We start from the raw sequence: 16,702 nt of genomic DNA, 5'->3' as shown, positions 1-16,702 counted from the left end.
TAAATTCGAAGAATTCCCCGATGACCCGGTGCCGATCCGCACGATTCAAGCCGGCGGATCAAACGCCCCGAGAAACGATCCACGCCGAGGCATCCACTTCGACCGCCACCGTTTCCAGTCCAGCCCCCGCGCAAGGCCCGTCGATACACACCCCATCATCGAACCGGAACAACGCACTGTGATGCGCACACATCAACACTTGCGACCGATAACAGGACACATGGCCCGGCACAAAATCGAGCGGCACCGAAAAGTGCGGACACCGATTCACGTACGCCCACACCTGCTCGCCACGCCGCACCACGATGACGGGCCGCCCGATACACGCTTCGTCGACGACCCGCGCGCCGCCGTCGGGCACATCGGACACGCGGCAGAGCTGTTTCGCTTCCATCGCTCACACCCTTTGCTCGGGGTTGCCGAGGCTCCAGTCCCACGGACGCACTTCGACATGCGAGAACAGGCCCTCCTTCACATACGGGTCGTTGCCGACGAACCGCATCACCGCGTGGATGTCGTCCGCCTCGACGACGAGCAGCGTGCCGTTCATCGCATCGCCTTGCGGGTCCAGCGTCGGGCCGCCGAGCCGCACATACACGCCATGCTCGGCCGCCGAGCGCAGATACGTCCGGTGAATCGGCCGCATGCGGTCGCGCACGTCGCGCATGCCCGGCTGGTCGGTGGCAAACACCGCAAAAAAACGCGCCATGGCGATCAGCTCCGATTGAGGACGAAGCCGAGCGTCGCTTCGCGGTGCAAGCCGTTCACGCCGATCTGGTCATTCATCACGTCGTTCTCCGTTGGCCCATCCGGCCGCTCACTGCGGCGCGCGCCCTTCCCATGCGTGCTGAAGCAACGCGCGAATCGCCGTGCGTTCGATCGGCCGCGGGTTCGCGTATGGATTTCTGCACGCAAGATCGGCCGCTTCGTCGAGCCCCTGCTGCGGCATCCCGATATCGGCGAGCGCCGGCGCGATGCCGAGCTGCGCGTTCAGCCTGAACAGCAGCGGCCCGGCTTCCGCCGCGTCGTGCCCGCCTAGCGCCCGCGCGACGCGACGCAGCGCGTCGGGCGCCGCGGCGTGGTTGTAATGCGCGGTATGCGGCAACATCGCCGCGTGTGTCTGCGCGTGCGGCAGGTTGAACGTACCGCCGAGCGTGTGGCAGAGCTTGTGGTGCAACGCCATGCCAACCGCACCGAGGCAGGTGCCGGCGAGCCACGCGCCGTACAACACGCGACTGCGCATCGCGCGGTCTTGCGGATCGCGGACCACGACGGGCAACGCTTCGCCGAGCGCACGAATCGATTCTTCCGCCATCAAGCTGATGACCGGGTTCGCGTCTTCCGCGTAGAGCGCCTCGACGGCGTGCGCGATCGCATTGACACCGGACGCCGCCGAAATGCCCGGCGGCAGCGACAACGTCAGCGAAGGGTCGTAAATCACGGTACGCGGCAGCACGCGCGCATCGCGCCCGGTGCGCTTCAACCGGCCTTCGGTGAGTCCGTAGATCGGCGTCATCTCCGAGCCCGCGTAGGTCGTCGGCACGGCGACGATCGGCAGCGACGATTCGAGCGCGATGGCCTTGCCGAGCCCGATCGTCGAGCCGCCGCCGATTGCGATGCAACAGTCCGCGCCGAGTTCGGCGGCCGTCTCGCGCGCCGCGCGTGCGACTTCGACCGGCACGTGCATGACGGCCTCAGCGCACACGCCGGCCGCACGTTCGCCCAACACGTCCTTCACGCGATCGGCAAGATGCCGTTGCTCGGGCGTCGACAGAATGAGCGCACGGCGGGCGCCGAGCGTCGACAGCTCGTCCGGCAGCCGGGCCAGCGCGCCCCATTCGAAGACCACGCGCGACGGGGTGCCCTGATAGACGAAGCGCTCCATACGAGCCTCAGCGCTTGAAATGCGGCGGCACGTTGCCGTCGACGTTGACCCACACCGAGCGCGCTTCCGTGTAGTCGTGCATCGCCTCGAAGCCCATCTCGCGGCCGTAGCCCGACTTGCCCACCCCGCCGAACGGGCTGCCCGGATTGACGCGCTTGTAGCAGTTGATCCAGCACATGCCCGCGTTGATCTGTGCCGCCATCCTGTGTGCACGCGAAAGGTCGTTGGTCCACAGGCCGCTGCCGAGCCCGTATTCCGTTGCGTTGGCAATGGCCAGCGCCTCTTCGTCGCTGCCGAAGCGCAGCACGGTGACGAACGGGCCGAACACTTCCTCCTGCGCAACGCGATCGGTCGCACGCCTCGCCTCGATGATCGTCGGGCGCACGTAGTAGCCATTGGCGAGCGCCGGGTCCTGCGGTGCGCTGCCGCCCGTCAGCACGCGGCCGCCCTGCTCGCGCGCGACGTCGACATACGACAGCACGCGATCGAGGTGCTGCTTCGACGTCAGCGGCCCCATCTCGGTGTCGGCGTCGAGCGGATTGCCGATCCGGATCGACGACGCGAGCGCGACGAAGCGCTCGAGGAACGCGTCCGCGATGCGTTCGTGCAGCACGAGCCGCGACCCCGCGATACACGCCTGCCCCTGGTTGTGGAAGATCGCCCACGCGGCGCCGTTGATGGCCGCGTCGAGATTGGCATCGTCGAACACGATGTTGGCGCCCTTGCCGCCCAGTTCCAGTTGCACGCGCTTCAGGTTGCCCTGCGACGCTTCGACGATTCGCCGGCCCGTCGCCGTCGATCCGGTGAACGCGATCTTGCCGACGCCCGGATGTTCGGCGAGCCGCTGGCCCGCCGTATGCCCGTAGCCGGGCACGATGTTGACGACGCCGGCAGGAAACCCGACCTCGGCCATCAGCTCGACGATCCGCAGCGTCGACAGCGGCGTGATTTCCGACGGCTTGAGCACCACCGTGTTGCCGGCCGCCAGCGCCGGGCCCATCTTCCAGCTCGTGAACATCAGCGGAAAATTCCACGGCACGATCTGGCCGACGACGCCGATCGGCGCGCGTTGCACGTAGTTCAGGAAACCGGTCTCGACCGGAATCACCGAGCCTTGCAGCTTGTCGGCCATGCCGCCGAAATAGCGAAAGCAGGCTGCCGTGCGCGGCACGTCGAGCGCACGCGAATCGCGAATCGGGTGGCCGGTGTCCAGCGATTCGAGCTGCGCCAGCTCCTCCGTGTGGGCTTCGATCGCATCGGCCAGGCGCAGCAGCAGACGGCCGCGCTCGGCAGCCGGCATCGCCGACCATGCCGGGAATGCGCGCGTCGCGGCTTCGACGGCCAGATCGACGTCCGCCGCGGTGGCCGCGGCGATCTTCGTGATGACGGAACCGTCGTGCGGGTTCAGCACGTCGATCGTGCCGCGATCGACGGCGTCAACGAAGCGCCCGTCGATGAAGAGTTGGGTTTGCATGAATCGTCCTCGGTGGGATGCGGAAGCGGAAGCGGAAGCTGCAGCGGAAACTGAAGCGCGGCCTAGAACGCGATCGGGTACGGCGCGAGCTCGCCGCTCTCGTAGCGTTGCGGCAGATCCGGCGTCGCGTTTTCCCAGACCAGCAGCATCGAGCGCTTCGTCGAATAGCCCTGGTGCCGGATGTCGGCCGGCATCGCGCAGATGTCGCCGGCCCGCATCGTGATACGCGCACGCGGCGCGCCGGTGTTCTTGTCGCCGATGTCCCATACGATTTCGTCTGACAGTTGCAGGAACCATTCGACGCGGTCGTTGCCGTGGAAGACCGGCAGGATGAATTCCTCGGTGGTCGGGCAGAACAGGCTGCGCCCGCACACCGACGTGACCGACGGATTCCACGTCACGTCGGAACGCGACAGGTACTTGAACAGGTTGAACGCGTGCAGCTCGCCTTCGAAGCCCGGCTCGACATGCACTTCCGGCTCGTCCTGCACCACGTCGAGAAACGCGCGGTTGACCGGCAGTTCGTCGCGCAGCGGCGAGTCGCCTTCGAGGCCCGGCATGCGGCGCGTCGCGATACGCGTGCGCTCGATCGCCGAGCCGTTCTCGCCGTGCTTGCGCCCGAATGCCGTGCCCGTTTCCTCGGGCGCCGCGAACGGGTCGAAGCCTTCGTTGGTCCAGTCGTGCAGCATCGCCTTGAAGGTCGCCATGATCGTCGGCGTGTCGAAGGTCTCGGTGTAGTCGACGCCGGCGTCCTTCAGGATGCCGTTGAAGGTCCCCGCATACATGTCGACCTTGCCGTAGTGATTGCGCGTGCCGAATACGTGATCGAAATTCACCCAGCCGTAGAAGAAGCCCCACGCGACGTCGCGCATCATCGCGCGCAGGAATGCGTCCGCCGGCATCGCATGCGTGCGCGTCCGGCCTTTCGCGGGCCAGCTGATCTTCACGAAATATTCGTCGCGCTGAAACGCGAATTCGCCGAGCTGAAAGCGGCGGTAGCCGGTGACGGCATCGGCTTCGGTCGATCGCACCAGATCGGCGGCAAAGCCCGTGGAAAGGTCGAGGGTCTCGAGGGTGGCCATAACGTGTCTCCTGGAATAGTCGAATGCGGTCGGAAGGTCAGTGCAGGCAGATCTCGGCCCACTTCTCGACGGACAGCTCGCCGAGCACGGTCTGCACCAGCGCGACACCCGGGCGGCTCGCTGTGAAGCGATACGCACAGCCGGCCGGCAGCAGCGCCTGATGACCCTGGCGCAACACGACGTACCCCATGTTTCGGCCGGCCGGATGCGCGCCCGCGCGCACGGTGCCGCGGCCCGATTGCGGCGGATCGTCGAGCTTGATGAAGTCGATCCGGACTTCGCCGTCCATCTGGATCGTGAACTCGTCATGCGCGCACGCGAACCACGGCGACTGGCCGTCGGTCCGCAACACTTCGATCACGTATTCGAGGTTCTTGCCGGCGACGACCTTTTCGTAAGGGGCCGACTTCGACGCCACCTCGAAGACGTTCGAGAAGGCGTAATGCTGCGCGCTGCCGCTGGTGATTTCGATCTCGCCCTTCCGGTAACCATCGAGCGAGCCGAAGACGGTATGGAATGCCGTGCTGGTCATTGCTGTCTCCTGAGTTGAACCGCTTGTTGGATTCCACTCTAGGGGCAACGAACAGCGGCAACAAGACAACGGATGGCGATTACGGCATTTGCGTTTCGCGAATAATCCGCGCGGGTCAACGCACCCAGCCGCGCGCCAGCAGCGGCAGATCCCACGGGGGCTCGTCGCCGATGTATTCGGCGAGGAATTCGACCAGCGCCTTCACCTTCAACGCCTGTCGCTGCGTCGCGGGATAAACGGCGGCGAAGCTCAGCGGCGCGAGCTGGTAGTCGGTCAGGATCGGCACCAGGCGGCCCGCGACGAGCGCATCGCTTGCCACCAGCGTCGGCAGGCAGACGACGCCGCCGCCGGTCAGCGCGTACTCGCGCAACAGATGAACGGAGTTCGAGCGAATCATGCCCGGCAACTCCATCTCGACGATCTCGTCGCCGCGCGTCATCGTCCAGCGGTTGCGCGACGGGTAGCCCGAATACAGCGCCGTCGTGTGCTGCAGCAGATCGCGCGGATGTTGTGGTGCACCATGCGCGTCGACATACGCGGGCGATGCACAGAAGAGGCGCCTGACCGTGAACAGCCGTCGCTCGATCAGCGACTCGGAAATCGGCGGGAAGATCTGGAACGCGATGTCGAACCCTTCTTCGACAGGGTCGACGACGCGATCGTTGACGATGATGTCGAGCTGGATGCCCGGGTAGCGCTGATTGAATGCGGCGAGCGGCGTGCCGAAGTGATCGAGCGCGAAACCGGGCAGCATCTGGATGCGCAGCCGCCCGGTCGGCGTCGCGCGCAGCTCGCGCATCTGGTCCGTCAGCTCGTTGACGCGGCCCACCACCTCGGCACACTCGCGATAGAACGTCTCGCCGACTTCCGACAGCCGCACGTGGCGCGTGCTGCGGTGGAACAGCGGCGCGTTGACGAACTTCTCGAGCTGCTGGATGCGGTTCGTCACGACCGAACTCGTCACACCCAGCTGCCGCGCCGCCTCGGCGAAGCTGCTCGCCTCCGCGACCCTCACGAATGCCTCGATGCTCAGGAACCGGTCCATACCGCGCCCTTTTTCGACAGCGAAACCGGCAGTTTACCTGTGCGAACAAAGGGCTGTGTCATGCGAACGGCGTCACTGTGTCACCGAATCGATGTCAATCGACGGACGCACCGACACCGGCATTCGACGGTATGCCCGCGCCGGTACGCCCGCGCCGGCATTACCGCGATTGCTCTCCGGTGGCCAGCCCCGGCTGCACGACCGTGCGGCGTTGCAGCACGGCCGGCGCGGTTTCCTTCAGCAACAGGCTGACCACGATGCCGAGCAGCACCGAGCCCATCGGCAGCCACAGAATGTTCTGGATCCCAAAGTGTGCGGCAACGTAGCCGCCCATCGCCGGCGCGATGCCGCCGCCGAAGATCTCGCCGACGCCGACCACCACGCCGATGGACGTCGACACGAGGCCGACCGGCGCGGCCTCGGTCGCCACCGGCCCGGACAGCAGCGACACCAGCCCGAGCGTGAAGAACGATGCGACGAACAGCACGCCGAACAGCGCGAGCGGCTGCGGGCCGAGGCCACGGAAGACGTAGAGCATCACGGCCGTGCCCGCGAAGCCGACGATGCTCGCGATGCGGCGGCCGACCAGGTCGGACAGGCCCGGTAACCCGAACTGTCCGAGAAAGCCGCCGAAGCCGATCGCCGATACGACGAGGCCCATCTTCTGCGTGCCGAGCGACAGGTAATCGGTCAGGTACAGCGGCAGCAGCGCGCCGAGCACGAAGACGCCGGTCATCGCGCAGCACAGCGCGGCCATCGCCACGAGAATGTTGCGGCTCTTGAGTACATGGCCGAGCGACGCGGGCGCATGCTCCGACGCGACGTCCTTCGCGACCTTCGGCTCGCGGATCACGAAGAACATGATCGCGCCGAGGATCAGGCCGGGTACGGCCACGAGCGCAAAGACCCAGCGCCACGACACGAAACCGAGCAACTGCGTGGCGATGATCGGCGACAGTGCGAGCCCGAACAGCGCGAAGCCGCTTTGCTGCAGGCCGAGGTTCAGGCCGCGCCGCCGCGGATGCGATGCATCGGCCGTCGCCGCGAAGCTGGTCGGGCAGAACGAGCCCTCCGCGACGCCCATCAGTCCGCGAATCGCCATCAGGCCGAGCAGGCCGCCCGCGAGCCCCGAGAAGCCCGACAGCAGCGAGAACGCGACGATGGCCGGAATCAGCACCTTCCGGCGGCCGATCTTGTCCGAGATGCCGCCCATCAGCGCCGCGAAGATGCCCCACGACAGGCCGAGCACGCCGATGCAGTTGCCGACGTCCTGCGCGGTCAGGTTGAGGTCCCTCATGATCGAAGGAAACAGCGGCGCGATGAGCCAGCGGTCGAGGCCGACCAGCCCGAAACCGAGCGCCAGCAGCGTCACCGCCTTCCACTCGTATGAGGTATCCCACTCGTTTGCTTTCATGTCCGTCTCCGTGGACGCCGGTTCGCCTGCGCGCGCCGCAGCGCCTGCGCATGGGCGGGTCCGATGGTTTTTGTGTGCGACGCGAATCGCGAGGAAGTGCCGGCTGGCGTTCGGATTCGACGCATCGAACAGGCTCAGCCGACGCCACCACGATAGGTGCTAGGCCGCCAATCGGGTATGGAACAACCGGCGAACGCGCCATTCGCGAAACGCAAATAATCGGGAGGCGTGGGCGGGATGGGGCGGCGGGAAAGCGTCGGGCGGATGTACGCGAGGTGAATGGGGTGTGCGCTCGTGCGTGACGGGGAAATCCCGCATGGACATTGCGAGCATCCACGCAGGGCCGCGCTCGCGCGGGCCATGCGACAGCCGTCCGGCGCCGGGCCATCTTTCTCGTTCGTATAAGCCGCGCCCACGCCGAAGGGCCCCAGCGCATAGTTCACGCCGGCGCTTGTCGCCCTTCGGTCGCGACGCGGCAAGCCGCCGGCCATCGGCGCCGGCCGGCCCGTATCCGCATGCACTTACCGCGACTCGCCTCGCGCAACGTAGCGGTCGCCCCAGTTTTTCATCGCATCGAGCACGGGCGCGAGGGTGCGGCCCACGTCCGTCAACGAATATTCGACACGAGGCGGGACCTCTGCGAACACTTCGCGGGACACGATACCGTGCGCTTCAAGCTCTCGAAGCTGCAGCGTCAGCGAGCGTTGCGTGACGCCGCCGATGACGGAACGCAACTCGCCGAAGCGCTTCGTCCCACCGAGCAGGTAGTAGATGATCAACGGTTTCCACTTCCCGCCAATCACGTCGACGGTCGCCTCCACCGTGCATCGGTATTCGTTCGTATCGGTTTTTTCCATAGGCCGATAGTATAAAAATTTGCCCTATATATCAAAGTCGTACTTACTTGCCATCGATATCCCTGCAGCCCAGAATTTTCCCGGGCTGCAGTCGAGACCGCGTTGCATGCCCCTTTTGCCAAATCAAATGGAGCACAACAGATGAAAGCAGCGTTCTACGAGCGCCAGGGTGCCGCCCGCGATGTCCTGAGCGTCGGTGAATTGCCGATGCCGCAGCCCGGGCCGAACGAGGTGCGCGTTCGCATCGCGGTCTCGGGACTGAATCCGACCGATGTGAAAGCGCGTGGCGGGTTCTCGTCCGCGATGCCCTACCCGCGCATCACGCCTCATCAGGATGGCGCCGGCGTGATCGATGCCGTCGGCGTCGACGTATCGCCCGACCGGCTCGGCGAGCGGGTCTGGATCTACGAAGCGCAATATGGCCGCGCCGCGGGCACGGCGGCGGAGTTCGTCGTGGTGCCGTCGAGCCATGCGGTGCGCCTGCCCGACCACGTGTCGTTCGACGTGGGCGCGTCACTGGGCATTCCGGCGTTGACCGCGCATCACTGCCTGTTCGCCGACGGCAGCCTGGCGGGGCGGCATGTGCTGGTGCACGGTGGCGCGGGCGTGGTCGGCAGCGCGGCGATCCAGTTGGCGAAATGGGCGGGCGCATGGGTCTCGGCATCGGTCAGAACCGCCGAACAGGCAACCATCGCGACAGCAAACGGCGCCGATCTGGTGCTCGACCGACACGACGCGGCGTTGGCGCGTGCCATTCGCGACGCGACCGGCGGGCTCGGTGTCGACCGTATAGTCGACGTCGACCTGAAATCCAACCTCGACATCGACCTCGCGTGCCTGTCGCAGGGCGGCGTGATCAGCGCCTACGCAACGGCCCATGCAACGGACGAACTGTCGGTGCCGCTGTTGAAGGCCATGACACACGGTTGCGTGTTGCGTTTCGTCTATATCTATCATGTGGCCGCCGAAGCCAAACGGGCCGCCATCGCGGACATCAACGCATGCGTAGCCGCCGGCGCTTACACGCCGCGCATCGGCATGAAGGTGCCGCTGGAACAGGTGGTCGACGCGCACGAGGCGCTGGAATCCGGCCAGGTCATCGGGAAAGTGCTGGTGCACAACTGATTTGATTGGCCTTCACGCGTCATCGCCGACGCGGCTCGGGACGCACGGCGCATCGCTCGTATAGCGTCTGCGCGGCCACCGCGCGACCGGCCGGCTGACGACACGCGGCCGCTGCCGACTCCCCCCGCCCCCCCTTTCTGCCTGACAACACGCCGCGCGTCGAACGACGCGATCACGCGCGGCAGGAAGCCGGTGCCGAGCGCGGGCAGCGACGCTCCCATTCGCATCTTTTCGGATCCCGCAACGCGGCGTGATTTATTCGATACGGGACAAATACTATTTCTGAATAACCCACCTTCGATTAGTCAACAGAAAAACGCCTTTTCGATTGCCACACCCACCTACCAGACGCGACCAACACGCGCCGAATTAAGACCTTCATCAAATAAAATAATTATCAAAAACGTCAATAACCGTTTCACCCCATATTAAAACCTATCTAAAAATAAAAATTCATTTCACATCCGGTTCGAGATTGATATTCTTCACCGCGAATTTACGAGTGCATTCGTTTATCACCCTGAGAGACCAATTCGAACTAATACGAATCAAGAACATCAATCATGAGACTGCACTGATGTCGATAACAAAAACATTCCGGAATTTTGCGTCCGGTCTGGCCGTCGGGAACAAGCGGCCGGTCGATCTCCATTTCGGGCAGGCGCAACGCGCAGTCGGCCATCTGCTGGTGCTCCATCACGCCGATATCCGCGAGGGGCTGATGTCGGGCATCGAGGGGCAACTGACCTGCGTGTCGACCTATGATCATCTGCCGCCTGCGCTGTTTCTCGGTTTGCCCGTATCGGTCCGGCTGACGACCGATCGGGGCAGCATCCAGGCCATCAACGCGATCGTGCGCGAAGTGCGAACCGGTCAATCCGACGGCGAACTGACCGTCTATCAGCTGCATGTGTGCGACGCCCTGTCGCTGATGGACCGTCGCACGAACGCTCGCCTGTTCCGCTCGCGCAGCGTGCCGGAGATTCTGGCGACGCTGATGAACGAGTGGAAACAGCGTAGCCCTGCACTCGCGCGAGCGTTCGATTTCGACCTGTCGGCATTGCAGGCCGATCGGTATCCGGCACGCGAGCTGACGCGGCAGGTCAACGAATCCGACGCATGCTTCATCCGGCGTCTGCTGCGCCGGGAAGGCATCACGGTCTTTGCGAAGGCCGCCCCGGTCGATGGGAGACGCGGCGTGACCGATGAGCGGCCGATTCACACGCTCGTGTTCTGCGACGATCCGCATCGTCTGCCGGACGCACCGGCCGGCACCGTACGCCTTCACCCGCTCGACGCCGGCGTCGAGCAACGTGACACCGTGACCCTCTTTGCGTACGACCAGAGCCTGTCGCCCGGCAAGGTCCGCCGCCCGTCGTGGGATTACAAGACCGCTCGCATGGACGACTTCGAGGCTGTCACCGGCCTCGACCAGGGCGAGTCGGGGAACGATCTTGCACGCCTTCTGACCGACGTCGCGATCGACATCCCGCACGTCGGCGACTCGTGGAACGATCACGCGCGCATCGCGCACGACCGGATGCTGGCCCATCAGTTCGAAGCCGCGCGCTTCGAAGGCATCGGCACCGTGCGCGACATGCTGGTGGGACACGGGTTCACGCTGGCGGGCGACCCCGAGCTGGATATGAAGTCGATCGATCGTCGTCGGTTCGTCGTCACGTCGATTCGACACGCCATCTGGAACAACCTGCCGACAGACCTGTCGAGCCGCGCGAGCGGGCTGTTCACGGCAAGCCGCAACCTGACGCCAACCGTCCCGCCGCCCGATGCATCGGGACAAACGGACACGCGCTACGAGAACAGTTTCACGTGCGTGCAACGCGGCGTGCCGCTCAAGCCGGCCTACGATCCGACGATCGACGTGCCGCCGGTTCACCTGCTGACCGGGACGATCGTCGGCACGCAGGGCGAAGAGGTGTTTTGCGACAAGGCCGGCCGCGTGCGTGTGCTGATTCACGGGCTGGATCCGGCAGATCATGCTCACGCGCAAGGCGCCGGAACGAACGGTCTGGCCGGCGACAGCGCACCGCTTCGCGTCGTGGCAAGTCTCGCCGGCGAATGCTTCGGTGCGCTGTTCCTGCCGCGTGTCGGCATGGAGGTCTTGCTGGGGAACCTGTCCGGCGACCCCGACCGTCTGGTGATCATCGGCGTGTTGAGCAACGGCGCGAACCCGCCCGCGACTTTCAGCAATACCGGCGCGCTTCCGGGCAATCGCTACGTGTCCGGGATCAAGACGCGGGAAATCAGGGGCCGCCGGCACAACCAGCTTCGCCTGGACGATACGCCGTCGCAAATCTCCGCGCAGTTGGCAAGCGAACATGCGTATACCCAGTTGAATCTCGGCTACCTGACGCAGCCGCGCAAGGACGGACACGGGAGCGATCGGGGCGAAGGCGCGGAGCTGCGCACCGACGCCGCTGCGGCGTTGCGCGCCGCCCAAGGCATGCTGTTGACGACCTATGCGCGTTCGCACGCAACCGGTGGTCAACTCGATCGCGACGAATTGATCCGCTTGCTCGATCAATGCATGACGCTGTTCAAGTCGCTCGGCGATCACGCCGGCCAGCACGGCGGGCAATCGGCCGACACGGCCGGCCAGGACAACATCGCCAACGCATTCCGTCACTGGAAACCCGGCGGATCGGAATCCGGCGCCACTGGCGACGCATCCGCGTTCATGGCGTTCGGCGCGCAAGCCGGGTCGCTGAACGTCACGCCGAAAACGCACGTCACGTATGCGGGCGAGAACATCGATCAGATCGCGCAGCAACACATGCAAATCACGAGCGGCGAGCGAATCAATCTGCATGCCGGGCATGGCGTCGCGATGTTCGCGCACGGCGACGGTGTCTCGGCGATCGCGCATCAGGGGAAAGTGGCCCTTCAATCGCAGCACGACGACACGCAAATCGAGTCCGGCAAAAACATCCAGTTGACCGCGGCCGACGGCAGGCTCGCCGGCACGGCGAGCGACGAAATCGTATTCGTCACGTCCGGCGGCGCGTATCTCAAGCTGCATGGCAGCGATATCGAACTGGGATGCCCCGGCAAGTTCACCGTGAAATCCGATGGCCATGCGTGGGACGGCCCCGCCAGCATGAGCGTCGATCTGCCGACATTCGATCAAAGTCCGCTCGGCCGCGTCCCGAAGCTGATTCGCCCGACGGACGGTAACGCGGCGCCGGGGTTCGAAGGACAGGTTCAAAAGGCATCGGGAACGCTGTCGAGTTTGACGACCGATTCGGCCGGGGAACTGCCGGCGGTCGATACCGACCGGTTCGAGAGGCTGGCGGTGAAGTTTATCAAGAAGAATGTTTAACACAAGCGCAGGAGTCCGGATGATTGATTCATCTCTCGATTCTCGGCCGGAAGAGGAAGCACGCACCAACGAGCACACCGCGAAGACCGATGTGCCCGATGCGGCTGTGCCGCGGCCGGCGCCGCCTCAAATCGTCGTCGGACGAAGCGACGGGGTCTCGATGTGGACGAAAGACACCCGGCTGATCTGCATCAAGCAAATGCCGTTGCCCGGCATTGTCATCTTCGTGCACGGGGTGAACTCCGAAGGCGAATGGTTCGAAGCCACCGAGCAGGGGCTATGCGACGGCCTGAACCGCCGGCTCGGGCGGCTGGACGATCAACTGAAGTATCGCGGCATCGATGCCGGTCAGTTGGTGCCGGCAAAGTACACGGAAAGCGTGACGCCGGACGGGTTTCTGAATCCGAAGCTTTGGCCCGGCAACTACATCAAATCCGATCCGTCCTTCTCGCCCGTCATTCATTTCCGATGGGGCTATCGGGCAACCGGCGCAGAGCTGAAAGAGTACGGCGACAAGATCTTCCTGAACGAGAAGGACTATTGGGGCGGCGGTCCGTTCACGAACGGCTGCGCGAGCCTGCCCGATCTCTGGCATGGCGGCCTCGACGATCGCGCGGCCGGATGGTTGACCGTCCAGGGGATCAACCCGACCAACCGGCCGCTGTATCGCGCGCCGCCCCGTGCGTATGGCGTGCTCGCAGCTTTGCGCCTCGCGAAGCTGATCGAGTCGATTCGTCGCATGCAGGCCGACGTGCCGATTACCGTCGTATGCCATAGCCAGGGCAACATCGTGGGCCTGACGGCGGCGTTCTTCGGCGATGCACTGCCCGACGTCGAAGATCCGTGGGGACGTAGCGGGCATTGCGTGGCGGATGCCTACGTACTGGCGAATGCGCCGTACAGCCTTGCGCGCGCAGACGGCCCAAATCCATCCGATACGTTCATGGATACATGGTCGCAACGCGCGACCAGGGACGGTGGCGGCCGTCGCGGACGGCAGACCTACACCGCCCGCACGAAAACGTTCGGCAAGTTTCTGTCGATCATCGGCACCCGCAAAGCCTACGAACTGCCCGCCGGCAAGATCGACGAAGATATGGCCAACGAGCGGGTATCGCCGACCAGCAAGCGGTCTTATGCGGCACAAGAGGATCGGGCTCGCCACGGCCTGAACGAATCGACATATGGTCGCGTTACCGCGTATTGCTGTCCACACGACCAGGTGATTTCGGCGGTCACGGTTCAAGGCATCGGCTGGCGCGGCATCGACGAGAACGAGCTGAACGATATCAGCGTCCCCGGCGTGCTGACGCAGCGCGTCTTTGCCTCCGGCTTCCAAGTTGGCGTGCAGAAGCGCTATCGGTATTGGGAAGATGACTGGCGGCATGGCAAAAAGGGAACGACGTCGGGATTCTGGTATCCGCCTTCGCCGCCGGCCAAGTTCAATCTCATCGGTGCGCTCAAGGGAAACGAGTCCGTGTTCGGGGTGGCGGCCACGCTTGCATCCGCGCCGATCATGTTTTTCGTGACCCAGATCAGCTCGGCATTGAATATGTTCCGCGTGAACGCCGTTCCGCCGGAGGGCTGGACCGTGGTGGCGGACGCGCCGGCACTCGACGAACCGTTCCCGCCGAAGGCGTTGCGGTTCGGCAAGCCCATCGAAACGAAGGACGGCAATGCGAAAAGCGACTTCAACGAAGGCAACGATCCGCCGGCCGCGTGGCGCGACGCAAGCAAGAGCGAGGCAGACAAGCGCGCGGACGATCCTTACGATCAGTACGAGGCGAAGAACGCGGACAGTGTCGCGCAAGGGACGGCAGAGAGCGAAGCCGGACAGCGTTATGAGGATCGCGCGCTGATGCGAATGGAAGCGCGGCGCACGCTGAATACGGAATGGCTCGATGGCGACGGCCACGTGATCGGCGAGGACGGCAAGAGCGAAATGCCGGAGGGCTACAAGGAATGGCGCGACAAGCAGATTGTCGATTGGCTCGATCGTGGCTCGACCAATAGCCCGACAAATCACTCCACGACGATGACCAATTCGGAGCATGCCAAAAAGGCACTTGCGTACGACGTGGCGATCGGGGTTTGCTATCTGACGCCCGAGCAACTCTACGACCTACGGATTGAGGCAGATTGGCGGATGTGCGACGGGATTCCAGATGACCATCCGAACAAGAAATATGGAGAGTACTTTGCCAGTGGTGCAATTGACGACATACCGATACATGAGTGGGTACATGCGGAGAGCAGTGAAGGCAAGATGCCGGACGCGATCACGAATGAACGAGAAGATCAGTTCTACCTGAAGGTCGGGGGAGCGATATGAAGGCGCTGATCGCCGAATGGCCGCGCCGTGTTGCCGTTGCGGTGGCGGCATGGATGATCGCAGCCCTACTCATGGCCTCCCTGATGGCGCACGTAGAACAACCGGACCCCGCACAATTGGAAATAGGAGATTGGATGAAACGATTTGTCGTTGTACCCAGCCTAGTGGCGCTCGTGGTGTTTCTGTTCACCACGGCCATGGTGCGTTCCGCACATTCCACCCCTATCCCGCAGCCAGTAGGAAATGCAACTCCGACCACCGAAGAATCGGTGAAGCCGGTTGTGGCACAGGTTGTCGGGTTGATCTGGCTGAATCCGTTGCAACGCATGGACTACCCGACCGAATGGCAACTGCTGTGGACGCAAGGGCTTGCCTCGCCGAACAAGAATGACGACATGGTGCGCACAGATCCGAAGTCTTTCACTACGTTGCAATCGGTAGCCGGAATCGCTTATGGAAATCGTGGCACGGAGACATTCAAGGGCTTCTACCACAAGTACATGGAAAAATTTCCCCGCTTGCTGAGTAGTCGTTACGCGATGAACGCCAAGTATTTCTACACAGTAAAACCGGATGACAAGAGGGATTGGCGCGAACTTTCCGGGATTCGCATCGAGGGTGCAGTTCCTGAGCGCCTTGATCCGGCTATCGCGCGCGAATACCTGGCAGAGCCGATCCGAAAAACCTTCTTTATCGGCAACCCACATTTCCCGACGATGTGGAGTCGCAGTGCGCTCCCCGACGTACAAATCACGCAAGGCGGTGCGAACGCCGGCTTCACTTCATTGAACAACGCATTGGACTACTTGCAGGCGAACCCCGACAAGAGCGTCTGGGTGATGAACTGGGACGCGCCCAACTTCCCGCCCACGGATGCACAGATCAACGAGAACCTTGTCGTGCTGTTCCTCGCCGGTCCGACGTTCAACACCGAGCGTGAGCCCCTCGCCTGGATCGGCAAGGCTGCAACCGGCAACACGCATGATTTTCCGCAGAAGGTCGGCACGAAGCGCACCGTGCAAGCGTGGAAAGCCACCATCGACCAAGCGGCACGCAATGCTGGCATCACGGTCCCTGACCTCAACTACATCGTTCACGACGCAGGTAAAGGCAGCGACGCATCATCGGCACGTCTTGCCGTGCTCGGGCAGACCTTGACTGAAACCCTCCCCGAATACGACCACCGCAAACAGACATTCAACACGGCCGCCCTACTCGGCGACATGGGAACAGGCAGCGCATTGACCGACGTCGCGCTCGCCATCGGCCGGATCAATCACTTTGGCGGCAACGCACTCGTCGCCGGCACGACCGATCCCGAGCATCCCGTCGCGGTCGTCGTCCTGCCGCCGTCGAAGCTCACGCCGATCGACCCCGACAAGGACTGGTTCCGCGCGCGCGGCGGCAACAATGCCTACCTGCCGTGGTGGGGACGCCGACACGACACAAATTACGGCATGCAAGGCTATTCATGGTGATGCACATCGGCTTGGCGGCGCGCTGCATGTGAACGTAACCGCCGCGTCTAGTAACAGAAGATCGAGTGCAGCCATTTGCTATCGCGCCCGGTTTGGTGGCGCTCATGGTGTTTCCTTTCGTCACCACCATGATTCCAG

Annotated in this window: 13 protein-coding genes; 4 read left to right on the top strand and 9 right to left on the bottom strand. The window is 64.0% G+C overall.

All coding sequences use genetic code 11. The annotated features are described in order from the left end of the window. Positions 1 to 58: 58 nt before the first annotated feature. The 9 genes from HWW87_RS00535 to HWW87_RS00495 form a co-directional block, all read right to left on the bottom strand. Entirely contained in the window at positions 59 to 394 is a 336-nt protein-coding gene (locus HWW87_RS00535) for a Rieske 2Fe-2S domain-containing protein (protein ID WP_175818819.1), read from the bottom strand. Between the two features lie 3 nt (positions 395 to 397). Then, positions 398 to 709 (bottom strand): YciI family protein, encoded by a 312-nt coding sequence (locus HWW87_RS00530; protein ID WP_059830296.1) that lies wholly within the window; start codon positions 707 to 709, stop codon positions 398 to 400. A gap of 108 nt (positions 710 to 817) precedes the next feature. Continuing rightward, positions 818 to 1,885: a maleylacetate reductase gene (locus tag HWW87_RS00525; protein WP_175818818.1), complete on the bottom strand. Its 1,068-nt coding sequence runs from the start codon at positions 1,883 to 1,885 to the stop codon at positions 818 to 820. Between the two features lie 7 nt (positions 1,886 to 1,892). After that, the gene (locus tag HWW87_RS00520) at positions 1,893 to 3,359 is read right to left on the bottom strand and encodes an aldehyde dehydrogenase family protein (protein WP_175818817.1); all 1,467 of its coding nucleotides are present in this window, start codon (positions 3,357 to 3,359) and stop codon (positions 1,893 to 1,895) included. A gap of 62 nt (positions 3,360 to 3,421) precedes the next feature. After that, positions 3,422 to 4,441 (bottom strand): hydroxyquinol 1,2-dioxygenase, encoded by a 1,020-nt coding sequence (locus tag HWW87_RS00515; protein WP_175818816.1) that lies wholly within the window; start codon positions 4,439 to 4,441, stop codon positions 3,422 to 3,424. A gap of 37 nt (positions 4,442 to 4,478) precedes the next feature. Beyond that, entirely contained in the window at positions 4,479 to 4,973 is a 495-nt protein-coding gene (locus tag HWW87_RS00510; protein WP_174431903.1) for a hydroxyquinol 1,2-dioxygenase, read from the bottom strand. 115 nt (positions 4,974 to 5,088) lie between these two features. Then, positions 5,089 to 6,018, bottom strand: coding sequence for a LysR family transcriptional regulator (locus HWW87_RS00505; RefSeq protein ID WP_175818815.1), 930 nt, complete (start codon positions 6,016 to 6,018; stop codon positions 5,089 to 5,091). Between the two features lie 160 nt (positions 6,019 to 6,178). Beyond that, complete coding sequence (locus HWW87_RS00500; protein ID WP_175818814.1) at positions 6,179 to 7,432, bottom strand: MFS transporter; 1,254 nt, start codon at positions 7,430 to 7,432, stop codon at positions 6,179 to 6,181. Positions 7,433 to 7,953: 521 nt separating this feature from the next. Beyond that, positions 7,954 to 8,289, bottom strand: a complete 336-nt coding sequence (locus HWW87_RS00495) for a helix-turn-helix domain-containing protein (protein ID WP_175818813.1) — start codon at positions 8,287 to 8,289, stop codon at positions 7,954 to 7,956. Positions 8,290 to 8,430: 141 nt separating this feature from the next. On the opposite strand from HWW87_RS00495, the gene HWW87_RS00490 reads away from it, so the two are divergent. The 4 genes from HWW87_RS00490 to HWW87_RS00475 all read left to right on the top strand — a co-directional run bounded on the left by HWW87_RS00490 (position 8,431) and on the right by HWW87_RS00475 (position 16,564). Continuing rightward, positions 8,431 to 9,414 (top strand): NADPH:quinone reductase, encoded by a 984-nt coding sequence (locus tag HWW87_RS00490; protein ID WP_175818812.1) that lies wholly within the window; start codon positions 8,431 to 8,433, stop codon positions 9,412 to 9,414. Positions 9,415 to 9,991: 577 nt separating this feature from the next. Next, on the top strand, positions 9,992 to 12,754 hold the full coding sequence (locus HWW87_RS00485) for a type VI secretion system Vgr family protein (RefSeq protein WP_175818811.1): 2,763 nt from the start codon (positions 9,992 to 9,994) through the stop codon (positions 12,752 to 12,754). A gap of 160 nt (positions 12,755 to 12,914) precedes the next feature. Next, the gene (locus HWW87_RS00480) at positions 12,915 to 15,086 is read left to right on the top strand and encodes a hypothetical protein (RefSeq protein ID WP_175820645.1); all 2,172 of its coding nucleotides are present in this window, start codon (positions 12,915 to 12,917) and stop codon (positions 15,084 to 15,086) included. Then, on the top strand, positions 15,083 to 16,564 hold the full coding sequence (locus HWW87_RS00475) for a virulence factor (protein WP_244107104.1): 1,482 nt from the start codon (positions 15,083 to 15,085) through the stop codon (positions 16,562 to 16,564). The genes HWW87_RS00480 and HWW87_RS00475 overlap by 4 nt, the downstream gene beginning before the upstream one ends. Positions 16,565 to 16,702: the final 138 nt, after the last annotated feature.

This window comes from Burkholderia sp. BCC0419 (assembly GCF_902830285.1).
GTDB lineage: Bacteria > Pseudomonadota > Gammaproteobacteria > Burkholderiales > Burkholderiaceae > Burkholderia.
The sequence above is the reverse complement of the archived record's forward strand: the minus strand, read 5'-3'. Positions and strand labels throughout refer to the sequence as shown.

Bases quoted from the DNA above. Each gene is read 5' to 3' on its own strand.
- HWW87_RS00535 (WP_175818819.1), bottom strand. From the start codon at position 394: ATGGAAGCGAAACAGCTCTGCCGCGTGTCCGATGTGCCCGACGGCGGC.
- HWW87_RS00530 (WP_059830296.1), bottom strand. From the start codon at position 709: ATGGCGCGTTTTTTTGCGGTGTTTGCCACCGACCAGCCGGGCATGCGC.
- HWW87_RS00525 (WP_175818818.1), bottom strand. From the start codon at position 1,885: ATGGAGCGCTTCGTCTATCAGGGCACCCCGTCGCGCGTGGTCTTCGAA.
- HWW87_RS00520 (WP_175818817.1), bottom strand. From the start codon at position 3,359: ATGCAAACCCAACTCTTCATCGACGGGCGCTTCGTTGACGCCGTCGAT.
- HWW87_RS00515 (WP_175818816.1), bottom strand. From the start codon at position 4,441: ATGGCCACCCTCGAGACCCTCGACCTTTCCACGGGCTTTGCCGCCGAT.
- HWW87_RS00510 (WP_174431903.1), bottom strand. From the start codon at position 4,973: ATGACCAGCACGGCATTCCATACCGTCTTCGGCTCGCTCGATGGTTAC.
- HWW87_RS00505 (WP_175818815.1), bottom strand. From the start codon at position 6,018: ATGGACCGGTTCCTGAGCATCGAGGCATTCGTGAGGGTCGCGGAGGCG.
- HWW87_RS00500 (WP_175818814.1), bottom strand. From the start codon at position 7,432: ATGAAAGCAAACGAGTGGGATACCTCATACGAGTGGAAGGCGGTGACG.
- HWW87_RS00495 (WP_175818813.1), bottom strand. From the start codon at position 8,289: ATGGAAAAAACCGATACGAACGAATACCGATGCACGGTGGAGGCGACC.
- HWW87_RS00490 (WP_175818812.1), top strand. From the start codon at position 8,431: ATGAAAGCAGCGTTCTACGAGCGCCAGGGTGCCGCCCGCGATGTCCTG.
- HWW87_RS00485 (WP_175818811.1), top strand. From the start codon at position 9,992: ATGTCGATAACAAAAACATTCCGGAATTTTGCGTCCGGTCTGGCCGTC.
- HWW87_RS00480 (WP_175820645.1), top strand. From the start codon at position 12,915: ATGTGGACGAAAGACACCCGGCTGATCTGCATCAAGCAAATGCCGTTG.
- HWW87_RS00475 (WP_244107104.1), top strand. From the start codon at position 15,083: ATGAAGGCGCTGATCGCCGAATGGCCGCGCCGTGTTGCCGTTGCGGTG.